This is a genomic window from Enterococcus sp. 9E7_DIV0242 (genome assembly GCF_002140975.2).
GTDB lineage: Bacteria > Bacillota > Bacilli > Lactobacillales > Enterococcaceae > Enterococcus_L > Enterococcus_L clewellii.
The window spans coordinates 2,262,796-2,280,828 of record NZ_CP147247.1 but is presented as its reverse complement, the minus strand read 5'-3'; the positions used below and the strand labels follow the sequence as shown (position 1 = coordinate 2,280,828).

The following is an 18,033-nucleotide window of genomic DNA, read 5'->3' as shown; positions in this document are numbered from 1 at the left end:
TTTATACAATAAGGAAAAGAAAGAAGGAGGAAGAAAAATGGATACATTGATTCATAACATTAAGAAATATGCGTTACTCAGAGGAATTGTATATATATTATTAGGATTAGCGGTTGTAATCAATCCGTCTGCAGTATTTAAACTTGCGGTTTACGCAGTGTCAGGTTATCTGGCCTTTATGGGGATACTTGATTTGATGGATGGCATCAAGGAAAAGCGTTCTACTGGCGGCTATAACAGTAGCTTTGTTTTAGGTATTTTCCTATTGATCGTCGCTGCGATCGTATTGATTTTTGCCAAAGGAATTGTCAGCATTTTGCCGATCTTCTTAGGATTATTAATTGCAGTTTTTGGTGCTTCACGTATCGTGCAGGCATTCAATCTGAAACAATATGTGAATGTCAATTGGACACTTTTTCTGATTTACGGGATCATTCTATTGATCGGTGGCTTGCTACTTGTATTTAATCCATTCAGAAGTGTACTGCTACTATTTCAAATATTTGGCGGTATCTTGATCTTTATGGGGATATCAGAATTTTTGACTCTTATCCAACTGCGAAAAATAGATGATTAATAGGTTTAAAAACGGGGCTGTGACATAACTCATTGTGAGAGCCTATCAAAAAGAAGCGAACCAAAAAATTGTAAAATAATTTTTTGGTTCGCTTCTCTTTTTGATTTTTAGCCCTTTGTTTTTCTCTCTGACAGCCAGTTTCATCATATTTAATGCCATGACAACGATGCCTGATTCCTTTCGGACGTTCGCCAAGCCTCGAACATGGTATCGTGTGAAACCTAAACAAGCTTTCATACTTCCAAAAACAGTCTCCACATCAATCTTTCGACGCGCGTAAATCTTACTTGTTTCTGAAGTTGAAAGCAATTCTCTTTGTTTTGCCTTAAAATATTCCCACGAAGGATTGACCGTAATCTTTCTTCTGTTTCCTTTTCGAGTCAAAGCTTCTGGAATCACCCGTTTATTCTCATCATACTTCTCTGCTTGATATTCTTTGAAATCTCGTACAAATCCCTCTTTATCAGGACGTTTTCGATAGGCATTAAAATTGAATCGAACTCCTTTGGAGTCAATGTAATAGTCTTCTTCTGCATGATACATCCAGTTTATTATTTTTCGTTCATCCGTTTGCCATTTACGACTTTTTTCTTTGTGCATTGTCCCATAAGGGATCAATGCAGTATGTGTCGATAACTCATCCTCCAAATAACGATAGTTTCTTTCAGAACCGTAGCCGGCATCTGCTACAAGGTATGTCTTCTCTTGTTCAGCTATGTTCATTCTTTCCAACAATGGAATCAGTGTTTTTGTGTCTGTTGGATTTTGATAAACGTCATAGCCTAACACAAACTGGTTACAGGTCGCAATTTGTAAATTATAGGCAGGTTTTAATTGACCATTTCTCATCGGGTCTTCTTTGACTCGCATAAAAGTAGCCTCATGATCTGTTTTTGAATAACTATTTCGAGTACCACAAATAGACAGTCGAGTTTGGTGTTCAACCATCCTTTCACGCCGTTCTATCAACTTACGTTTCTGTGATTTTAGTGTCCGCCGTTCTTGTTTCGCTGGGTTAGGAGAGACCTTCTTGGTCTCCTTCACTTTCTCCTCTAGCTCTTCAAGACGCAGCTCCATTCGAGTAATGACTTCATCAACCATCTCTAGCGTGAGGGATGAACCATCAGGGATTTGCTTGTTTCGATAAGCTTCTTTCAATTCCGCCATCATCTGAAGAATGGTCTCTCGATTCATCTGATCAAATTTAATGGTGCTCTTTTTCCAGACAAAGCTGTATTTATTCGCATCGGCTAGAATTTTCGTTCCATCAATAAACACTGCGTCATCAATCAATTGACATTTCCGCAGATAATCGACCAATGAATCCAGCCCTTTAGTAAGTAGGTTCTCTATTTCGACAGAAACCCTAAAACGAGCAATTGTCCGATAAGAAGGTAGCTGTTCTTGCGTCAACCAACGAGCCGGTAGGCTCTCTTCTGCCAGTTGTTCAATCTTACGACTACTGAACACACTACGAGTGTAGGCAAATAAAACTAATTTCAACATAGCAGCTAAGTCGTATTCTCTAGGTCTTCCAAAAAAATAAGGGTCACTGATTTGAAGCGATTCAACTAGTTCATTGATGAACCAAGCCGTATTCTCTTTTTTTGGAATATAGGAAGTAGTAATATCTAAAGTTAGTTGATTCATGTTATAATAAGTATGCATGATTTTAGTCCTTTCGAGGAGTAGAATGGGAAGAGTACGGAGTGCAATCTGTACTCTTTTATTGTACCCAAAAAAACTTATGAAATGAACTGGTTTCAGTCGTTTCATAAGGTTTTTTGCTTTTAGAGCTATGACTTATGTCACAGGCCCGCTTTTTTTATTTTGGCTGATAAGGGAAAAAGAAGTTTAGGAGCCGAATGCTCTATTTGATTTATTAAAAACTAATTGGGTTGCTCAATCACCCATGATCTATGCTTTTTTCTCTTTTGAAAAACAATTGTACTAATGTAATAAACTGTTATATAAAAGGGGTGTTCCACTATAATTGGTATGACTTTGTGAGCATAAAAGATGTGATTTAATATTCTCGATGCTATAATGAAGCCGTTGTTTTATAAGCAAATAGTATGCTAGAAGAAATGGAGGTCAGCTATGTATTATGTTTTGCTTGAATCCAGAGATATAAGAGAAAACCTAGCTGCAGAGCAGTATTTATTGAATCAATTGGATTTCGACGAGCCACTCGTCCTTTTTTATATTCAAAAACCCTGTGTGATTATTGGACGGAATCAGAATGCATTAGCTGAAATCGATATGGCTTATGCCGAAAAGAAAAATATCACGATCACTCGAAGACAATCAGGTGGTGGTGCAGTTTATGATGATTTGGGGAATGTCAGCTTTAGCTTTGTAATGAATGCAGAAGGGAAGAATTTTGGTGATTTCACCACACTAACCAAACCTATTTTGGCAGCGCTGCACAAGCTGGGGGCTGTTGGTGCAGAGATGAATGGTCGAAATGACCTTTTTATTGATGGAAAAAAATTTTCTGGTAATGCTATGTATAAAAGAGGGGAAAAGATGTACATGCACGGCACGCTGATGTTTGATGTTGATTTAGCGGAAATGACGAATGTATTGAATGTATCCAAGATAAAAATCGAATCCAAAGGAACCAAATCCGTCAGAAAGCATGTCACAAATCTGAAGCCCTATCTTGACGAGAAGTATCAAAGGTTGACCATCGAAGAATTTCGGAATCAACTACTTTTACAGCTGCTTGGGTCGTCCAGTCTTGAAGAGACTCAAGAAAAAAAATACACACTAACGACTTCTGACCATGAAGGGATACAGAAGCTTGTCGAAGAAGTCTATGGAAATCAACAGTGGATTTACGGGGAAGCCCCGAGGTTTACGATTCACAGAGAAAAGAAATTTCCAGGCGGATTGATCGAGATTGGTCTGTCTATAGAAAAAGGAAGAATTGCTCAGTTGAAAATCTATGGTGACTACTTCAGCCAAAGAGACACACGAGAAATAGAGGAGCGCTTGATTGGACAAGAGTATAGAATAGAGGCGATTGAACAAGCGTTGATAGCTCTTGATTTCAGTGAGTATTTCACTAATATTTCTAAAACGGCATTCATTCATCTTTTGATGGGGAAAACAGAGGAACAGCAATGATTCTATTTGATAAGGTAAGCAAATATTATGACTATAAAGGGACTAAAAAATATGCAGTGAAAGAGCTGGACCTATCGATTCCATCACAGGAAATATTTGGGGTGATCGGTGAAAGTGGTTCGGGCAAGTCAACGCTGTTAAGACTGCTTAGCACACTGGAAAAGCCTGACTATGGACGGGTTTTTATTGATAATAGCGATATTTTTTCTGGAACGAAAGAAGAGTTGCGGCAGAATCGGAAAAAGGTGGGGATGATTTTTCAGCATTTTAATTTGCTGTATAATCGAACAGCATTGGAAAATGTGGCACTCCCATTGAAGTTGGCAGGATCGAAAAATCAGGAAAAAGCACGAGAAGCATTGCGCTTTGTGAAGATGGAAGACAAGTTGACAAATTATCCGAAGCAGCTAAGTGGTGGTGAAAAACAGCGGGTTGCTATTGCTCGAGCACTTGTAAATGATCCAAGCTTGCTTTTATGTGACGAGCCAACCTCAGCATTAGATGGACAAAATGCGTATGAAGTGATGGAGCTACTACGAAGAATCAATCAAGAGTTGGGAACAACGATTATTTTGGTCAGTCATGAGCTGGAGCTAATTAAACAATTGTGCAGCAGAGCGGCTATCTTGGAAAAAGGGCAATTGATTGAAACCGTTTCTTTAGCTCCGTTACCGAAAGAACAAGCATTTCCCTCCTATTATGAACGGGTAAAGGAGCGTTTGAAATGAATGAATACGTGAATCAGCTTACCTATTACTTGCCTGAACTGTCAAAATCCTTGTTAGAGAGCGGAGAAATGTTGCTGTATTCTACACTGGCAGCACTTTTTATCGGGTTACCATTGGGTACGCTTCTGTATCTTATGGGGAAAAGGCCTGATACTTCATCTAGGGCACTGCTTATTTTTTTGAATCGGCTGGTAGATGTTGTTCGTTCTTTTCCATTTTTGTTGCTGGTTATAGCACTAATTCCTCTGACCAGAGTAGTATTGGGCACGGCCTTTGGGACAAGAGCAGCCGCCTTTCCTCTGGGATTTGTCGCAGCAGCACTTTATGCACGACTTGTCGAGCAGGTGCTTTTAGATATCCCGGAAGAGGTCATCGAGTTGGCGAACACTTTGGGTGCCAGTCGTCGTCAGTTGATTTTTCAATTTTTATATGTAGAGGCCAGATCGGGACTAGTGCTGACCTTAACTTCGGTTGTCGTAAGTATGGTTTCCTATTCTACAGTCATGGGGGTTGTAGGCGGGGGAGGAATCGGCGATTTTGCTATGCGCTATGGGTATCAAAGATATGAATATGCATTAATGTATACAGCTATTGTTCTCATGATTATTGTGGTTAGCTTTATCCAGATTGGCGGTAGTCGACTGGCAAAATATATAGATAAGAAGCATTAGGAGGAAGAAAAATGAAAAAGTTTGCAAGAATAGTCATGGCGACGGGGGTGGCACTACTCATTTTTACCGGCTGTGGTGCTCAGAAAAAGGCGAATGATGCACAATCAAAAGAAGCACGTGTGATAAAGGTTGCTTCTCATATGCCTCCGATGACAGATGTAGTGGAGATTGCCGGAGAGGTGATCAAAGAAGAGGGATATGAAATCGAACTCGTTCAGGTGAATGATAATATTCAGTACAATGAGTTGCTCAATAACAAGGAAATAGATGCTAATTTTGCACAGCATGAACCATTTATGGAGAAATTTAACAGTGAAAAAGATGCTGATCTGGTCATGATTCAGAAAATCTATAATGCAAAGGTTGGTTTCTATTCAAAAGAATATACAGCAATTGACCAAATACCCGATGGTGCACAAGTTGCTCTTCCAAGTGATGTTTCTAACGAGGGACGAGCGTTGGCGATTTTAGCCGATCAAGGTCTAATCAAGTTGAAGGCAGGTGTTGGTTTTGATGGGACAATCAAGGATATCGTAGAGAACCCGAAACAACTGGAATGGCTTTCTGTAGATTTGCTGAATCTTGCTGAAGCATACAATGAAAAGAATGTCGCTTTGGTCTATAACTATCCTACCTACATTGCAAAAGTTGGTTTGACACCAGATGACGCGCTGTTTCTCGAAAAAAATATCGATGACCGATTTGCGATTAGCTTGGTTGCCAGAGAAGACAACCAGGATTCTGAAAAAATCAAGGCATTAAAAAAAGCGATGACCAGTGAAAAAGTTCGCTTGTTTTTGGTTAATGATCATAGTGACACCTTACTTCCTGCTTTTTAAAGTAGGCGTGAGAGCATATCGAAAAAATTCAGAGGTATCTGCATTTTATAGGAAATTTATAAAGAACGATATCAGAGCTTGGGCACTATATGGGTATCTCTAAAGTCTGATGTGTTATTAGTTCTGCTAGTCTAGGTGTGCTTAGTAAAACGTTAAGTATAATGCCAAGTTTATGAAATTGAAAAGAAGCATTTCATAAAAGTTGAGCGGATCAATGTGAGAAAACAACAGATGCAATCTAGACTGCTCTTATAAGGGAAGGCTCGTAAAATGACCGATTAGCTAGTAATAGATGTTTCAAGTATAGACGAACTAGCTTAGAATTTATCCATATAGAGAGTGTGAGACAATGTTCATTTCGATGATTGTTTCATACTCTCTTTCTAGTTATGTAGGTAATAAGCAAAGTATTAGTAAGGGATAAGGGAATAATTTATACTGTCGGTAACGATGTCCGTTTGGTAAGAGAAGCATTTCAAAAAATAGTTTTCAGTTTCTGCTATTTGATAAAAAAACGCAGATGATTATTCGCATACAGGTTCAGAATGATAATTAGATTAGAAAAAGTACAGGTTCTCTCTGTTTGTCTTCAAAATTTCTTGTTTTTTATAAATATTTGAGAAGAAAACGCCCCTTTTTTCTGGTATAATGATAACGAGTGTCCTAGGGGGATATTGGTTATTACTTTGTAGTGGATACATAAGATAAGAGAAGTGTGTAGACAATGAAAAGAATGTTTATGTGCTGAAAGGAAGAAATTTATGAAAAGGAAAAAAAGTCTAAAAAGAATATGTCTTGCCAGTGCTGGACTTTTGACTGCTTCTACGGCTTCCGCTTTCACAGGAAATACGATTATTTCTGCACAGAATAAAACAGATGATTCGGTGATTGAAAGTACAGAGCAGAATCAAGAAGTGATACTGGATACAGAAATAGCAACCTCTTATGAAGATTTGGAAGTAAGTTCGTCTTCATCAGTTGAGATACCACCGGTGGAGACTACAGAAGAAACAACTGTAGACGAGTCAACGGAGGAAACAAGTACTGAGGAAAGTAGTACGGAAGAGAGCGATACGTCAACAACCGACTCATCTTCTGATACGGAGGAAAGTACGACAGATAGTAGTACATCGACTTCGGACAGTTCGACTTCGTCAAGCAGTAGTTCGGATACGTCAACAAGTTCTAGTAGCTCGACAAGCTCTAGTTCGTCTTCGTCAAGTAGCTCGAGCACATCAAGCAGTTCAAGTACAACGACAAGCTCTAGCAAACCGAATAAACCAAGCAAGCCGAACAAACCGAATAAACCGAGTATTTCGAACAATAATAATCAAAGTGGTGCAACAGGTGGGAATAATTCTACCTCAACGAATGTTGTTGGTCCTACTCAGAATGTCACACAGTATAACCAGACAACAAATGCAACAAGCACCAATCAGAATGGAATTTCTACAGCAGTCTACTATATTCCGAGAAATCTGACCACACAGGCGTTTATTGATGAAGTTGCAGAGGATGCACGTGAGATTGCCGGTAAGAATAATTTGTATGCTTCTGTAATGATTGCTCAAGCGATTCTTGAGAGTGGTTCCGGAAACAGTGCGTTAGCTTCTGCACCAAACTATAATTTGTTTGGTATCAAAGGCAGCTATGAAGGTGCAAGTGTCAATTTCCTAACGCAGGAAGACACAGGTGGCGGAGACATGATCAGTATCCGTGCCAGCTTCAGAAAGTACCCATCGTATAAAGAATCATTAACTGATTACATGAAGCTGTTGCGTGGCGGTATTAGTGGAAATGATAATTTCTACAGTGGTACATGGAAGAGCAAGACAGACAGTTATCAGGATGCAACTAAGTTTTTGACAGGTAAGTATGCAACGGATACTAGCTATGCATCTAAGCTGAACAGCTTAATCGAAGCCTATGATCTTATGCAGTACGATGAACTGACAGAAAAAAGTGAAACATTTGCCAGTATGGATAAAGATGTTCGACAAAAGAGCAAGAAGACAGATTTATCTAAAAAAGAAGACAGCAAGGAAATGGATGAGAAGTTGGATATCCTCTACCATGTTGTTAAAAAAGGTGAATCTTTAAAATCTATCAGTGAAATATACAACATTCCAATTTCTGCTATTTTAGAACGAAATCAATTTGAACGTCGAATGATTTTTGTTGGGCAAAAGCTGGTTATTCCTACTACTGAAGTAGTGGAGGAAACAACAGTAGTCAAAACTGAGGAAATTGTTGATCGTTCTTTACGAAGTGTTCAACAGGTGATTAATTCACTTCGCGGTGGAGAAAGCAATAAGAAATCATCGTATAATTTGACTGCATCTAAGCAAAAAAGCTCAAGTGTATATGAAGTGCAATCCGGAGATACCTTGGCAAAAATTTCCAAGAAAACAGGAATTTCAGTTCTGTCATTGAAAGAATGGAATAATTTGGATCAGTATTTCTTGACCGAAGGACAGGAATTGGTTTTGACTCCGCCATATGCGACTTCTCTTTAAGACAAATGTAATCGAAAAAGAAGGGTGGGACAGAAGTGGCTTCTGTCCCGCTATTTATTTTTTTGTGGTATCATTTCTACTAGAAAAATCAATGACTAAAGCAAACGAAGCAGGAGATAAATTCTCGAAGGTCTATTGATTACAAGCTGAATGAGCTCGTTCGATTTTTCTGATTTTCTAACTTCTATAAGTAATTGATTCTATGATGCTAGGTGGGGAATAAATGAAAAAGAAGTTTGTGGTATTCTTCGGTGTGCTGAGTTCTTTGGTTGTTTTCGTTTTTTTTTATACGGAGTCTAAGAAGGGCCAATCAACCCAAAACATCGATGCGTCAGATGTGTTATTTCAAAAAGAAGACATGGAGTTTTGGCTTATAACAGATCCGCACTACATAGATGAGACGCTTTATGATGACGGGTCTGCATTTGAGTACATCAAAACAACGGCGGCAGGAAAAGACCTGACCTATCAGAAGGAAAGCTTACAAGCCTTAGTTGCAGAGGTGCTAAAAGAAAAACCAGATGGCTTAATCGTTACAGGAGATGTTACGTTGAATGGAGAGCTTGTCAGTGGTGAAAAATTTGCTGAAATTCTAGAACCGATAAGACAAGCGAAAATCAAGGTTTTTGTTATTCCGGGTAATCACGATATCCATGATGGCTGGGCAAGAAAGTTTACAGGGGATACACAGGAAAAAACAGCACAGATTTCTGCAGCAGATTTTAAGGAAATATTTTCCGATTACGGTTACAGTCAGTCGATTAGTCAGGATGAAAAGTCTTTGAGCTATTTGATTTCAATAAATGACAAGTACAATTTCATTTTTTTGGATACCAATATATATACCTTGGAGCCGTCTACTCGAAACCCAACAACTGCTGGTAGGATAGATGAACAGACCAAGAAATGGATTGAAGAACAACTTCGTTTCGGTACAGAGAATGGGAAACAGACTCTTGTCTTTATGCACCATAACTTATTTTCTCATAATGAACTCGTTAATAAAGGCTATGTCTTGAATAATGCAGCGGAAATGCGTACACTTTTTTCAGAGTACGAAATTCCTGTTTCTTTTTCAGGGCATATCCATGCTCAAGATATTCTAACAGACGCAGAGACCGGTATCACAGAAATTGTTACAGCTTCATATGCTATTACGCCACATCCGCTTGGGGTAATAACTCTAAACGATCAAAAACTTACCTATGCTAGAGAAGCCATCAATGTCTCACAATGGGCGAAAGGGAATCAATTGACGAATGAGGATCTGTTAAATCATGATCGCTATTTGGAAGAAATATTCCTTAAAGAAAGCCGAAGTCTGGGGTATCGCTATTTACTTGAAGCTGGGTACACGAAGGAGTCAGAGCTTGATACGGCGGCTGAACTTGTTGGAGAATTGAATCGACGTTTTTTTACTGGTGAAGACTTCATTTCTGATGGTGAGGTAGAAGAAATCAGGCAATCAGAAGCATATCAGATTATTTCAGAAGAGTCATCTGAATTGAAGGAGTACCTTGATTCGATTATTCAAGATAGGAATGAAAATGATACTTTGTTTGAAAAATCTTTGAAATAAATAATATGAGTGAGTTGAATTGGATGACTTGTCTCCAAAAAGGCAACCTATTTATAGATAGAAAGCAGTCGTTGAAAGAAATAAGAAATCATAAAAATATTATAGAAAGATACGATCAATTAACGACTTATCTCTATAATTTATATAAAACTATAAAAAATTGATGATTGGTACGATTGAAGTGAAAAGGAGGATAGGATAAAATAGATATGTAGCGATTTTTTAATATAAACTAGGAAGGCTGTGAACGCATGTTCTCTTTTTTAAAAAAAGGCAAAAATAAATCTAGAAAAGATTATGATGATTACGATGAAGATGAGTACTACGATGACGACGAGTACGATGATGATGATTATGACGACGATGACGATTACGACGATGATGATTATGACGACGATGATGATTATGACGATGACGATGATGATGATTATGACGATGATGATGATTATGACGATGATGATGATTATGACGATGACGATGACGACGATGACGATGACGATGATTATGACGATGACGACGATGATGATTATGACGAAGCGCCAAAACGTTTCCCTTTCAAAAAGAAAGAGAAGGTTGTTCAATCTGCGCCTAAGAAGAAACGTCCTGTACGCGTAGAAACTGATGAGCTTGATGAACTTCAAGAAGAAAATGATTTGCTTCAAGAAGAACTGCGCCAATTAAAAGCAGAGCTTCGTAAGAGTCAGCGTGCATCAGCTAAGGTTGAAGCAGAGATTGCTGATCTGAAAGAAGAAAATGAGTCGTTGGAAAATGAGCTTGCAACTGTTCAAGCTGTTCCGAAAGACTATGAAGCGCGGTTGGTTGAGCTACAGCAGCTTCAACGTCAGTATGATGAACTATCAAGAGATCATACACGACAAACAGATGAGCTTGATCTAAATCGTAAGAAAGCAGAACGTTTCTCACAAAAAATTCGTCAATATGAGCAAGAGTTGCTTTCAAAACAAGATGAAATTGATAAGTTATCTGAAGATCGAATCGTTATCATGGCGAGTGATCCAGTAAGTACTGACACAGGTACTTATGAAGAATTATCAAGAGTGCGTCAAGAGCTTGAAGCAGCGAAGCGTCGTTTAGCTCAGCAAGAACTTTCGAATGAAACGAAGCTGTCCAAAGAAGACATTGGTGAAGTATTATTGGAAGCCAAACGTCAGGCAAAAGAGATTATTAATCAAGCGAACCATCGCGCACAATTAGTGAATGAAGAGGTTCAAAGAAAAGCGGCAATCTTGAAACGTCTTGAAAGAGCAGAAAAAGAATATACGAATTACTACAACCGAATCAAGAATGTGAAGGAAGAATCTGAGTTGGCCTTTAATCAAATTATTGATTTAGTTAAAGACGATCAGATGGATATCTAAAAGGAGGAGAGATTCAGTGAATGAGGCATTTGATGTATTTTTTCACCAAAAAGCAATTCCTGATTATTTTGGAACGACCATTTTTGAACAAGAGTCTATGGAAGAGCTTGCAGTTGAATGTGAAGCCATCTATAGCCGAGTAACTGGTAAGAGTCTGTCTTTAACAGAGAGTGATGATCTGTTGGAACAGTTGCGGCATTCACAGAATCATCGTAACTACCTTGAAATCCAGTTTTTCCAAGTTCAATTAGATGAAGAAGCGTTACTGGATGAATTGAAGGAGCTTTTCCCTCAGTTTGTCTGGGTCAAAGTATCGGAAGAAATTGAAGAAGAATTCAGCACGTATGCCTGTGAGTTTTTACCTCTGTTCTTCAAAAATGATGCGGAAGAAGAACCTATCGCCTTTAACTTGAAGGAAAGTTTGAGACAAATGAAAGGCGATCTTAAGTTATCAATCAGTGAACAAGTAGAAGCGCATCTTCATGAGATACTAAAGGATGAAGATGATACAACGTTTGATGTTGGCGAGCTTTCTTTTCCAGTTGATGTGAGTGTGACGTCTGTACCAGAAGTCCCGAAGAAAACTGAAAAGAGTAAAAAAGCAAAGAAGGCTTCAGATAAGACGTCTCGTAAAGTAAGAGAAGTCAGTGAACATCCTATTGTTCGCTCAGAGGAAAATGAAGTCGTTTTTCTAAAGGAAAGCTTGAAACGGGAAAAAGCGTCAAAGGAACGTGTGCGGGTAGCAAAAGAAAAATTGGAACAAGAACTGCTCGCTATAGAAAATAATTTGCTTGTCAGTGGGTTAAAGCGATTCAAGAAAAATAGAAAAATAAAGGTAGAAGAAGAGGACTGGTACAAGCCAGTAAAAATTGACCTTATTCATTATGATGATTTGTATAAAAAGGCAAAATTCATTGAACAATCCTGGAAGCTGAACAAGGAGTTGGTGACAATCACTGAAAAAATGACTGTGACCAATAATGAATTGACTTATGAGCGAGAGCGAGTAGAGCGAATCAAAAACAGCGTTTCTGAGATGGATCTTCAATCAATGATGGAGCAATGTCATTTGATCAATAATAGAGTAAGGATTCATCGAGGCTTTTTCTTCTTTATCAAACCTCATGTTAAGCTATATCAAATTGATTATGAACAGTTGGAGAGAATTAGTGCATTCTTTGATATCATCCAAACTGAAAATCGTTTGTTGGAACAAATTATTCTTAAATCATAGAGCTATCAAGTTGTATATACCTTGATTCTCAAATATCAGTAAGACCTGAAAGGAAAATTCTTTCAGGTTTTTTTGTGTTTAAAAAAAGATAGATGATCTTCTGGAGAGGAAACCCAAGGCAGGATTGCTCTGAACTTTATAATATAACGGAAATGAAATTATTTTTATTAATTCTAATCGAAATCACATTTTAATGAGTTTGAAATGTAAGGAAATCGTCTGATATATTTCTTTTTCGTGATTTTTATTAGGCTGAAATAGATAGATGTAAACACCGTTGTACTAGCGTTTTAGGAGATATTGTGAGCATTTTTTTAAAAGTAGAAGAGAATATAAAAAGAAAATATTTTGTTTTTGAAATAATTTTTATCATCAAAATATGTTTTTTGTTGATAAAAAAGTGAGAGCGAAAAGAGAAAATTCTTTGATATACTTAATAAGAAAATTTGTTTCTTTTGATAAAAAAGAAAAGTAGGTGAGCGAATGAGCGTAGCATTGGGATTTGTTGATTTTTCTGATGATGGAGAAACATTTGACAAAATACAAAAGTTTTTAAAAAAAGATTTTTCTGTACATAAAATCAATAAAGACGAACTTTTTGATAACAATGTTTTAGATCAAGAGGATACAGTGATTATAAACATAGGTGATGAAGATAGTTATGCTGTCTGTGAAGTCATTACAAGTATCAGGAACAGCCGATTTGGCTTGTTGCCAATTTGGGTTTTTGGTGAGCGAGAATTGACGTATGAGCGATTGCTGTTTCTACAATTAGGAGTGAATGGTGTATTTGATAAATCATTCAGCTTGTCTGAACTGTTTCTCTCTATTGATAATTCTATAAAATATCCCTGTAAAACAGAAGAGCAGGCGAAGGGAATTGACAGCGGAGAAGAAAGCTGTGACATCAAACTTATCCATAGTAATTTTTCGGTCAGCTTAGATGGCAAATCAGAGATTGAACTAACTAAAATGGAGTTCAAGTTGCTGGAATTCCTATCGGTCAAACCCAAATGTACATTTGCTTATAAAGAAATTTATGAACACTTGTGGCATCAGGAATATCATAGTAGCAGACGGTATCGAATCAGTAATACCATTTTTCGTATAAGGGAAAAGTTGGGTGATTTGGATGGTTCAAGGTATATTAAAACGGTTCATTCAAAAGGGTATTTATTGAATGTGGAAGAAGTGCAGCGATAAAAAACTGCATATAAGAAAAATAAATGTGGTTTCACTTTTTTGGAAACGACAGATTGAGGTTGATTAGGAGTAGAAAGGGTTGGCTTCTTGTATCAGTCGTCCAAAAAATTGAAATATATAGTGTGTTGGACGAACATACGAACAATCTTTTAATTGGAAAGGAGTTGAGATAAAAAATGAAAATCGGAAAAAAGTTTTACCTATTAATGGCTGTAATAGTGGCTCTATTACTAGGAAGCATTCCTTTCCTTGGAAAAACGAATGCAATCAAGGCATCTTCTGATGAGTATAAGTTGGAGATAGTCAGGGTACAGGAATATAACCAACTTGTTAGTGCAAAACTTAATATCCCTAAGCTTTCTGGACAAAAGATTCTACTAAAAGCAGAAGGTATTGATTCATTGCATGCTGATGATATTTTGAGCCATTTGAGTAATGAAGATTTTGAACGTTTATCTATTACAAAAACAGATGATGAGAATACTTTAGCTATTGAGTTTGTAGATGATGGTAAGTCTTTCGAGTCTCCTTTTTCTGCAATCATTGATAGGAATAGTCAGTTGAAAAAAGGGCATATTCAATTTTTGACAGAGGATGGACAAGTACTTGCGGAAGACACTTTTGATATAAACAATACCAATGATTCTGAAGTGATCGAATCTGATGATCAATCAAAGGATGTTGATTTAGTTGATATTGCGACATTCGGATTAACGTTACCAACACCAGGAACAATTGCTAATGTAAGCGATTGGGCAGATTTTGAATTGGCAATGGCCTCTCCAACGGTTGATTGGATCAATATTAAAGCTGACCTTGTTGCAAGCTCTGCAGTAAGTAATGTTTCGGTATCCAAGGTGATTAATGGTAATGACAATGGTGTGAGAAGAAAAATTGATATGAGGGATCAAAAAATAACTTTGAGTGCAACAGCAACAGGTGCCCAGCTTATATTGACTGATGTTGATTTGACAGGTTCAGCTGTCGATCCAATGTTTAGCGCAGTCAACACTGCTGCAAGTACTAACTGGACGTTCGTAACAAATAATGTCAATGTGCTTTCTGGAAATGAGCGTTCACTGGCACAGCTGGAAAATGGGGGAATTCAGTTATTTGGAGAAAATAATTTCCAATCTGGCGGCTTTGTTTTGTCACCGTTTCTTCGGGCAAAAACATTATTGGTAGAAGAAGATGCTACTGTGGAAGGGAATTTACAGACAATATTTTTTGAAACTTTAGTAGACAATTCTACCTTTAAAGTAAATAACGCAAAAATGAATATTTGGGTAGATGCAGAAGCGCCCGTTGTCAAAATTAATTCTAAGCAAGCCAAAATGAACTTTATTGGGCAGAAAACAGATGTAATGCTTTCAGGAAATATTTCAAGTACAGCTTGGAGTACTACAAACCCTAATAAAGTTGATTCTAAGCAAGGCGGTGCTGTAGTTGCTATTTGGGATGTAAGAGAAGCTTCTGATGCTGCGATTGGTTCAGAAATCTCAATAGATGATGGTGCAAAAGTAACTTTTGAATCTCGTGAAACAATTAAAGGGGCTCCGACGCTGCAAATATATTCAAGAGATAGTAAGATCGTTACCAGTAATGAAGCCGAGTTCGCGCTTAATTCTGCTAGCTCAGATTCTGCAAGTAACACAGCTTTGCTTCGTTATGAAGACCCCGCTTTGGACACGTATGGAAATCACCAGATCAAGGCTACATTCAATTCTAAAGTTAAATTAAACAAGACAGGCGGGGCAACTCCGGTGATTCGAATGTATGGAAATGCGAATAAAATCGATATTCAAAGTGGTGCAGATTTTATTCTCCATAATGTTGGAAGCGGGGTACCGCAGGCTCCCGGTGCAAACAACGGAAATCAAGGAATACAGTATCGGAATGGTGCTTCAGATGAAACCAGTAGTTTTTCAGTAACTGGTGAGGATTCAAATGTATCAATTAGTGCAGACAATGGTGCGGCTATTGATTGTAATAATCAAATGTTGAATATAAATGCATCGGAGGGCACGTACTTTGTTGTTCGAGGAAATACGCCAATACACCCAACAAGGGGAGAGACAGCCATATTTAGTAACACCACTAATACTGGGACTAGAAATAAACTTACATTTAATATGGTCAAACCTAAGTATTTTGATTTTAGAAATAATAGTGGTGGTCTTTTGTTTTCAGGGAATGATGCTTCAAAATTTTCTATGGAAAAATCGGATTTACAAGTCTGGGATTATGATAAAGTCTCTGGTAATTTGGATGGTAATCCGACCAATTCATGGAATATGCTTGATGCTGTTTGGACTGGTGTAGATTTAGGTGATGGAGTGAGTGCTACGACATCTAGCGGTAGTGCTATCAGTAATTTGGGGACGATGAAAACTTATTCGCGTATCACAGCAAATAATCAAACGCCAAGTATTGATGAACTACGGGTTCCGACAGATGCAGACAAGTATATTTGGGGACATGCGACAGTACCAGAAGGAAAACATGATCCGATTCGTGCTGCATACACAGGTGAGGTTGCCGTAAAGGTTTCTGTATCAGGTGTGAGTTCTGTTGCTGCTTATACAACCAAAGGAACTGTTGTTGAAGATCCAGCAGGTACGGGGACAGTCTCAGTTTATGGAGATGATGCGCGTACAGGGATTTTCAAGATTCCAACTTTTGATAGCGGGTTTTTAGTTAAAGGGCAGCAGATAGAAGTTGAAACAGCTTGGCGTGGTGCGTTAGAGGATGAAGGGAAATCGAATGTTCATACTAGTGAGCTTACAGATATAAAAACACCACTACGAACAGTTCTTGATGTCACACCACCGCAACCGACTAAATTGACCGATGAAAGCTTGAATAATGCAACAAATGTTCTTTCGGGAACAGGAGCTGAAGTAGGGGCAACTGTCTATGTCTATTATGACAACGGTAATCGAGATTCTGGAATGCTGTTAGGAACAAGTACTGTCCTTGATGATGGAACGTGGTCTTATATGCTTCCATATTATCTTACGGACGCAAAAGAATTGAGTGTTTATTTGGGTGACAGTGTGATTAAACATACAGCAGCTGAAGAGCAAGTTACTTCTCCGTCAGGAGAGACACCTGTACTTTATGATCAGATAGGATTAATCAAACCGCCTGTAACAAATCTTAGTGGTGTGGGGAATATCAATCCATATAGTGCTGATTATACGTATCATGATGCTGTATTTGAATGTGTTAAGAAGTATATCGTAGCGGATGTTTTACCGAATCTTCCAGTTATGACCAAAACCGTTCTATCTAGCAACGGTAGTGTTGCTAATGCAGATGCAGGAGATGTACTTACGTATACTCTGACAGCTAAAAATAATAGACCGGCTTCTGTAACAACTACTTGGAAAGATGTTATGGTCACAGATACTTTATCACCAAAATTGACATTTAGTCCTGCAACTTCTGCATTGGCGATCAACGGTACTCCTGCTACTTATGTAACAGGAACACCGGGAGTAAATGAATATTCGTACGATGAAGGAACACGTCTATTGACTGTTAATTTGGGTGGTTTGACTAGTGCCGTAAGTGCGCAGATTACGTTTAAAGCGACAGTTTCTGGAAGTGCATCTGGCTCTATTGATAATACAGCAACTGCTTTAGGTACATCCCCTCGTTTTGAGGATGGGCCGGGAAGCTTAACTGGAAAATACGAGGAAATCTCTGCGTCTGATTCAGCGACAATTACTGTAGCTGGTACGATAAGTTTGGTTTCAGTACCATCATCTATTGATTTTAAAACCGAAGAGGCGAAACTGAATGAAGATACCAAGGTTATCGATCCGGATATCACCGGTGATTTTATCGTGTCAGACAATCGTGTCACTCGAAAGAGTTGGACCATAACTGCGAGGCTGCTGACACCGATGATGCCGATAGGAGAAACGGATATAAGATATGTTTTGCCGAAGGCTGTTCGCTATAACGATGGGACAGATGAGATTGTCATTGATAATGCTGAAACGCCAATTATTTCTCATACACATGACAGAGCCGGTGAATACGATATCAGTTCTAGATGGAGTGAGACAGGTGAGGGATTTAAGTTCTATGCAGCTGGCGGTTCAGTGAACAAGCTAGGTAAATATCAAGCTGTTCTTGAATTCAAACTGTCTGCTACACCATAAGAT

The 18,033-nt window shown here is 38.2% G+C and carries 12 protein-coding genes; 11 read left to right on the top strand and 1 reads right to left on the bottom strand.

All coding sequences use genetic code 11. From position 1 onward, the window contains the following. The first annotated feature begins 37 nt into the window (after positions 1–37). On the top strand, positions 38–577 hold the full coding sequence (locus A5888_RS10800) for an HdeD family acid-resistance protein (RefSeq protein WP_339102066.1): 540 nt from the start codon (positions 38–40) through the stop codon (positions 575–577). A 45-nt stretch (positions 578–622) separates the two neighbouring features. On the opposite strand, the gene A5888_RS10795 is transcribed toward A5888_RS10800, so the two are convergent. Beyond that, on the bottom strand, positions 623–2,245 hold the full coding sequence (locus tag A5888_RS10795) for an IS1182 family transposase (protein WP_339102065.1): 1,623 nt from the start codon (positions 2,243–2,245) through the stop codon (positions 623–625). A gap of 432 nt (positions 2,246–2,677) precedes the next feature. Here A5888_RS10795 and A5888_RS10790 point away from each other — a divergent pair, with 432 nt between their 5' ends. From A5888_RS10790 to A5888_RS10745, 10 genes are all read left to right on the top strand, one after another. Next, the gene (locus tag A5888_RS10790; RefSeq protein WP_086349700.1) at positions 2,678–3,709 is read left to right on the top strand and encodes a lipoate--protein ligase; all 1,032 of its coding nucleotides are present in this window, start codon (positions 2,678–2,680) and stop codon (positions 3,707–3,709) included. Then, complete coding sequence (locus A5888_RS10785) at positions 3,706–4,437, top strand: methionine ABC transporter ATP-binding protein (protein WP_086349701.1); 732 nt, start codon at positions 3,706–3,708, stop codon at positions 4,435–4,437. Before A5888_RS10790 ends, A5888_RS10785 begins: the two co-directional genes overlap by 4 nt. Further along, positions 4,434–5,108, top strand: coding sequence for a methionine ABC transporter permease (locus A5888_RS10780; RefSeq protein WP_086349702.1), 675 nt, complete (start codon positions 4,434–4,436; stop codon positions 5,106–5,108). The genes A5888_RS10785 and A5888_RS10780 overlap by 4 nt, the downstream gene beginning before the upstream one ends. Positions 5,109–5,119: 11 nt before the next feature. Continuing rightward, positions 5,120–5,947 (top strand): MetQ/NlpA family ABC transporter substrate-binding protein, encoded by an 828-nt coding sequence (locus tag A5888_RS10775; protein WP_086349703.1) that lies wholly within the window; start codon positions 5,120–5,122, stop codon positions 5,945–5,947. Positions 5,948–6,708: 761 nt separating this feature from the next. Beyond that, a complete protein-coding gene (locus A5888_RS10770) occupies positions 6,709–8,463 on the top strand; it encodes a glucosaminidase domain-containing protein (RefSeq protein WP_086349704.1) in 1,755 nt (584 codons plus the stop codon). A 223-nt stretch (positions 8,464–8,686) separates the two neighbouring features. Then, positions 8,687–10,042, top strand: coding sequence for a metallophosphoesterase (locus A5888_RS10765; protein WP_086349705.1), 1,356 nt, complete (start codon positions 8,687–8,689; stop codon positions 10,040–10,042). 251 nt (positions 10,043–10,293) lie between these two features. Further along, entirely contained in the window at positions 10,294–11,421 is a 1,128-nt protein-coding gene (locus tag A5888_RS10760; protein WP_086349706.1) for a hypothetical protein, read from the top strand. A gap of 16 nt (positions 11,422–11,437) precedes the next feature. Then, the gene (locus A5888_RS10755) at positions 11,438–12,655 is read left to right on the top strand and encodes a hypothetical protein (protein ID WP_086349707.1); all 1,218 of its coding nucleotides are present in this window, start codon (positions 11,438–11,440) and stop codon (positions 12,653–12,655) included. Between the two features lie 483 nt (positions 12,656–13,138). Then, a complete protein-coding gene (locus A5888_RS10750; RefSeq protein ID WP_086349708.1) occupies positions 13,139–13,858 on the top strand; it encodes a winged helix-turn-helix domain-containing protein in 720 nt (239 codons plus the stop codon). A 176-nt stretch (positions 13,859–14,034) separates the two neighbouring features. After that, entirely contained in the window at positions 14,035–18,030 is a 3,996-nt protein-coding gene (locus A5888_RS10745; protein ID WP_086349709.1) for a pectate lyase-like adhesive domain-containing protein, read from the top strand. Positions 18,031–18,033: the final 3 nt, after the last annotated feature.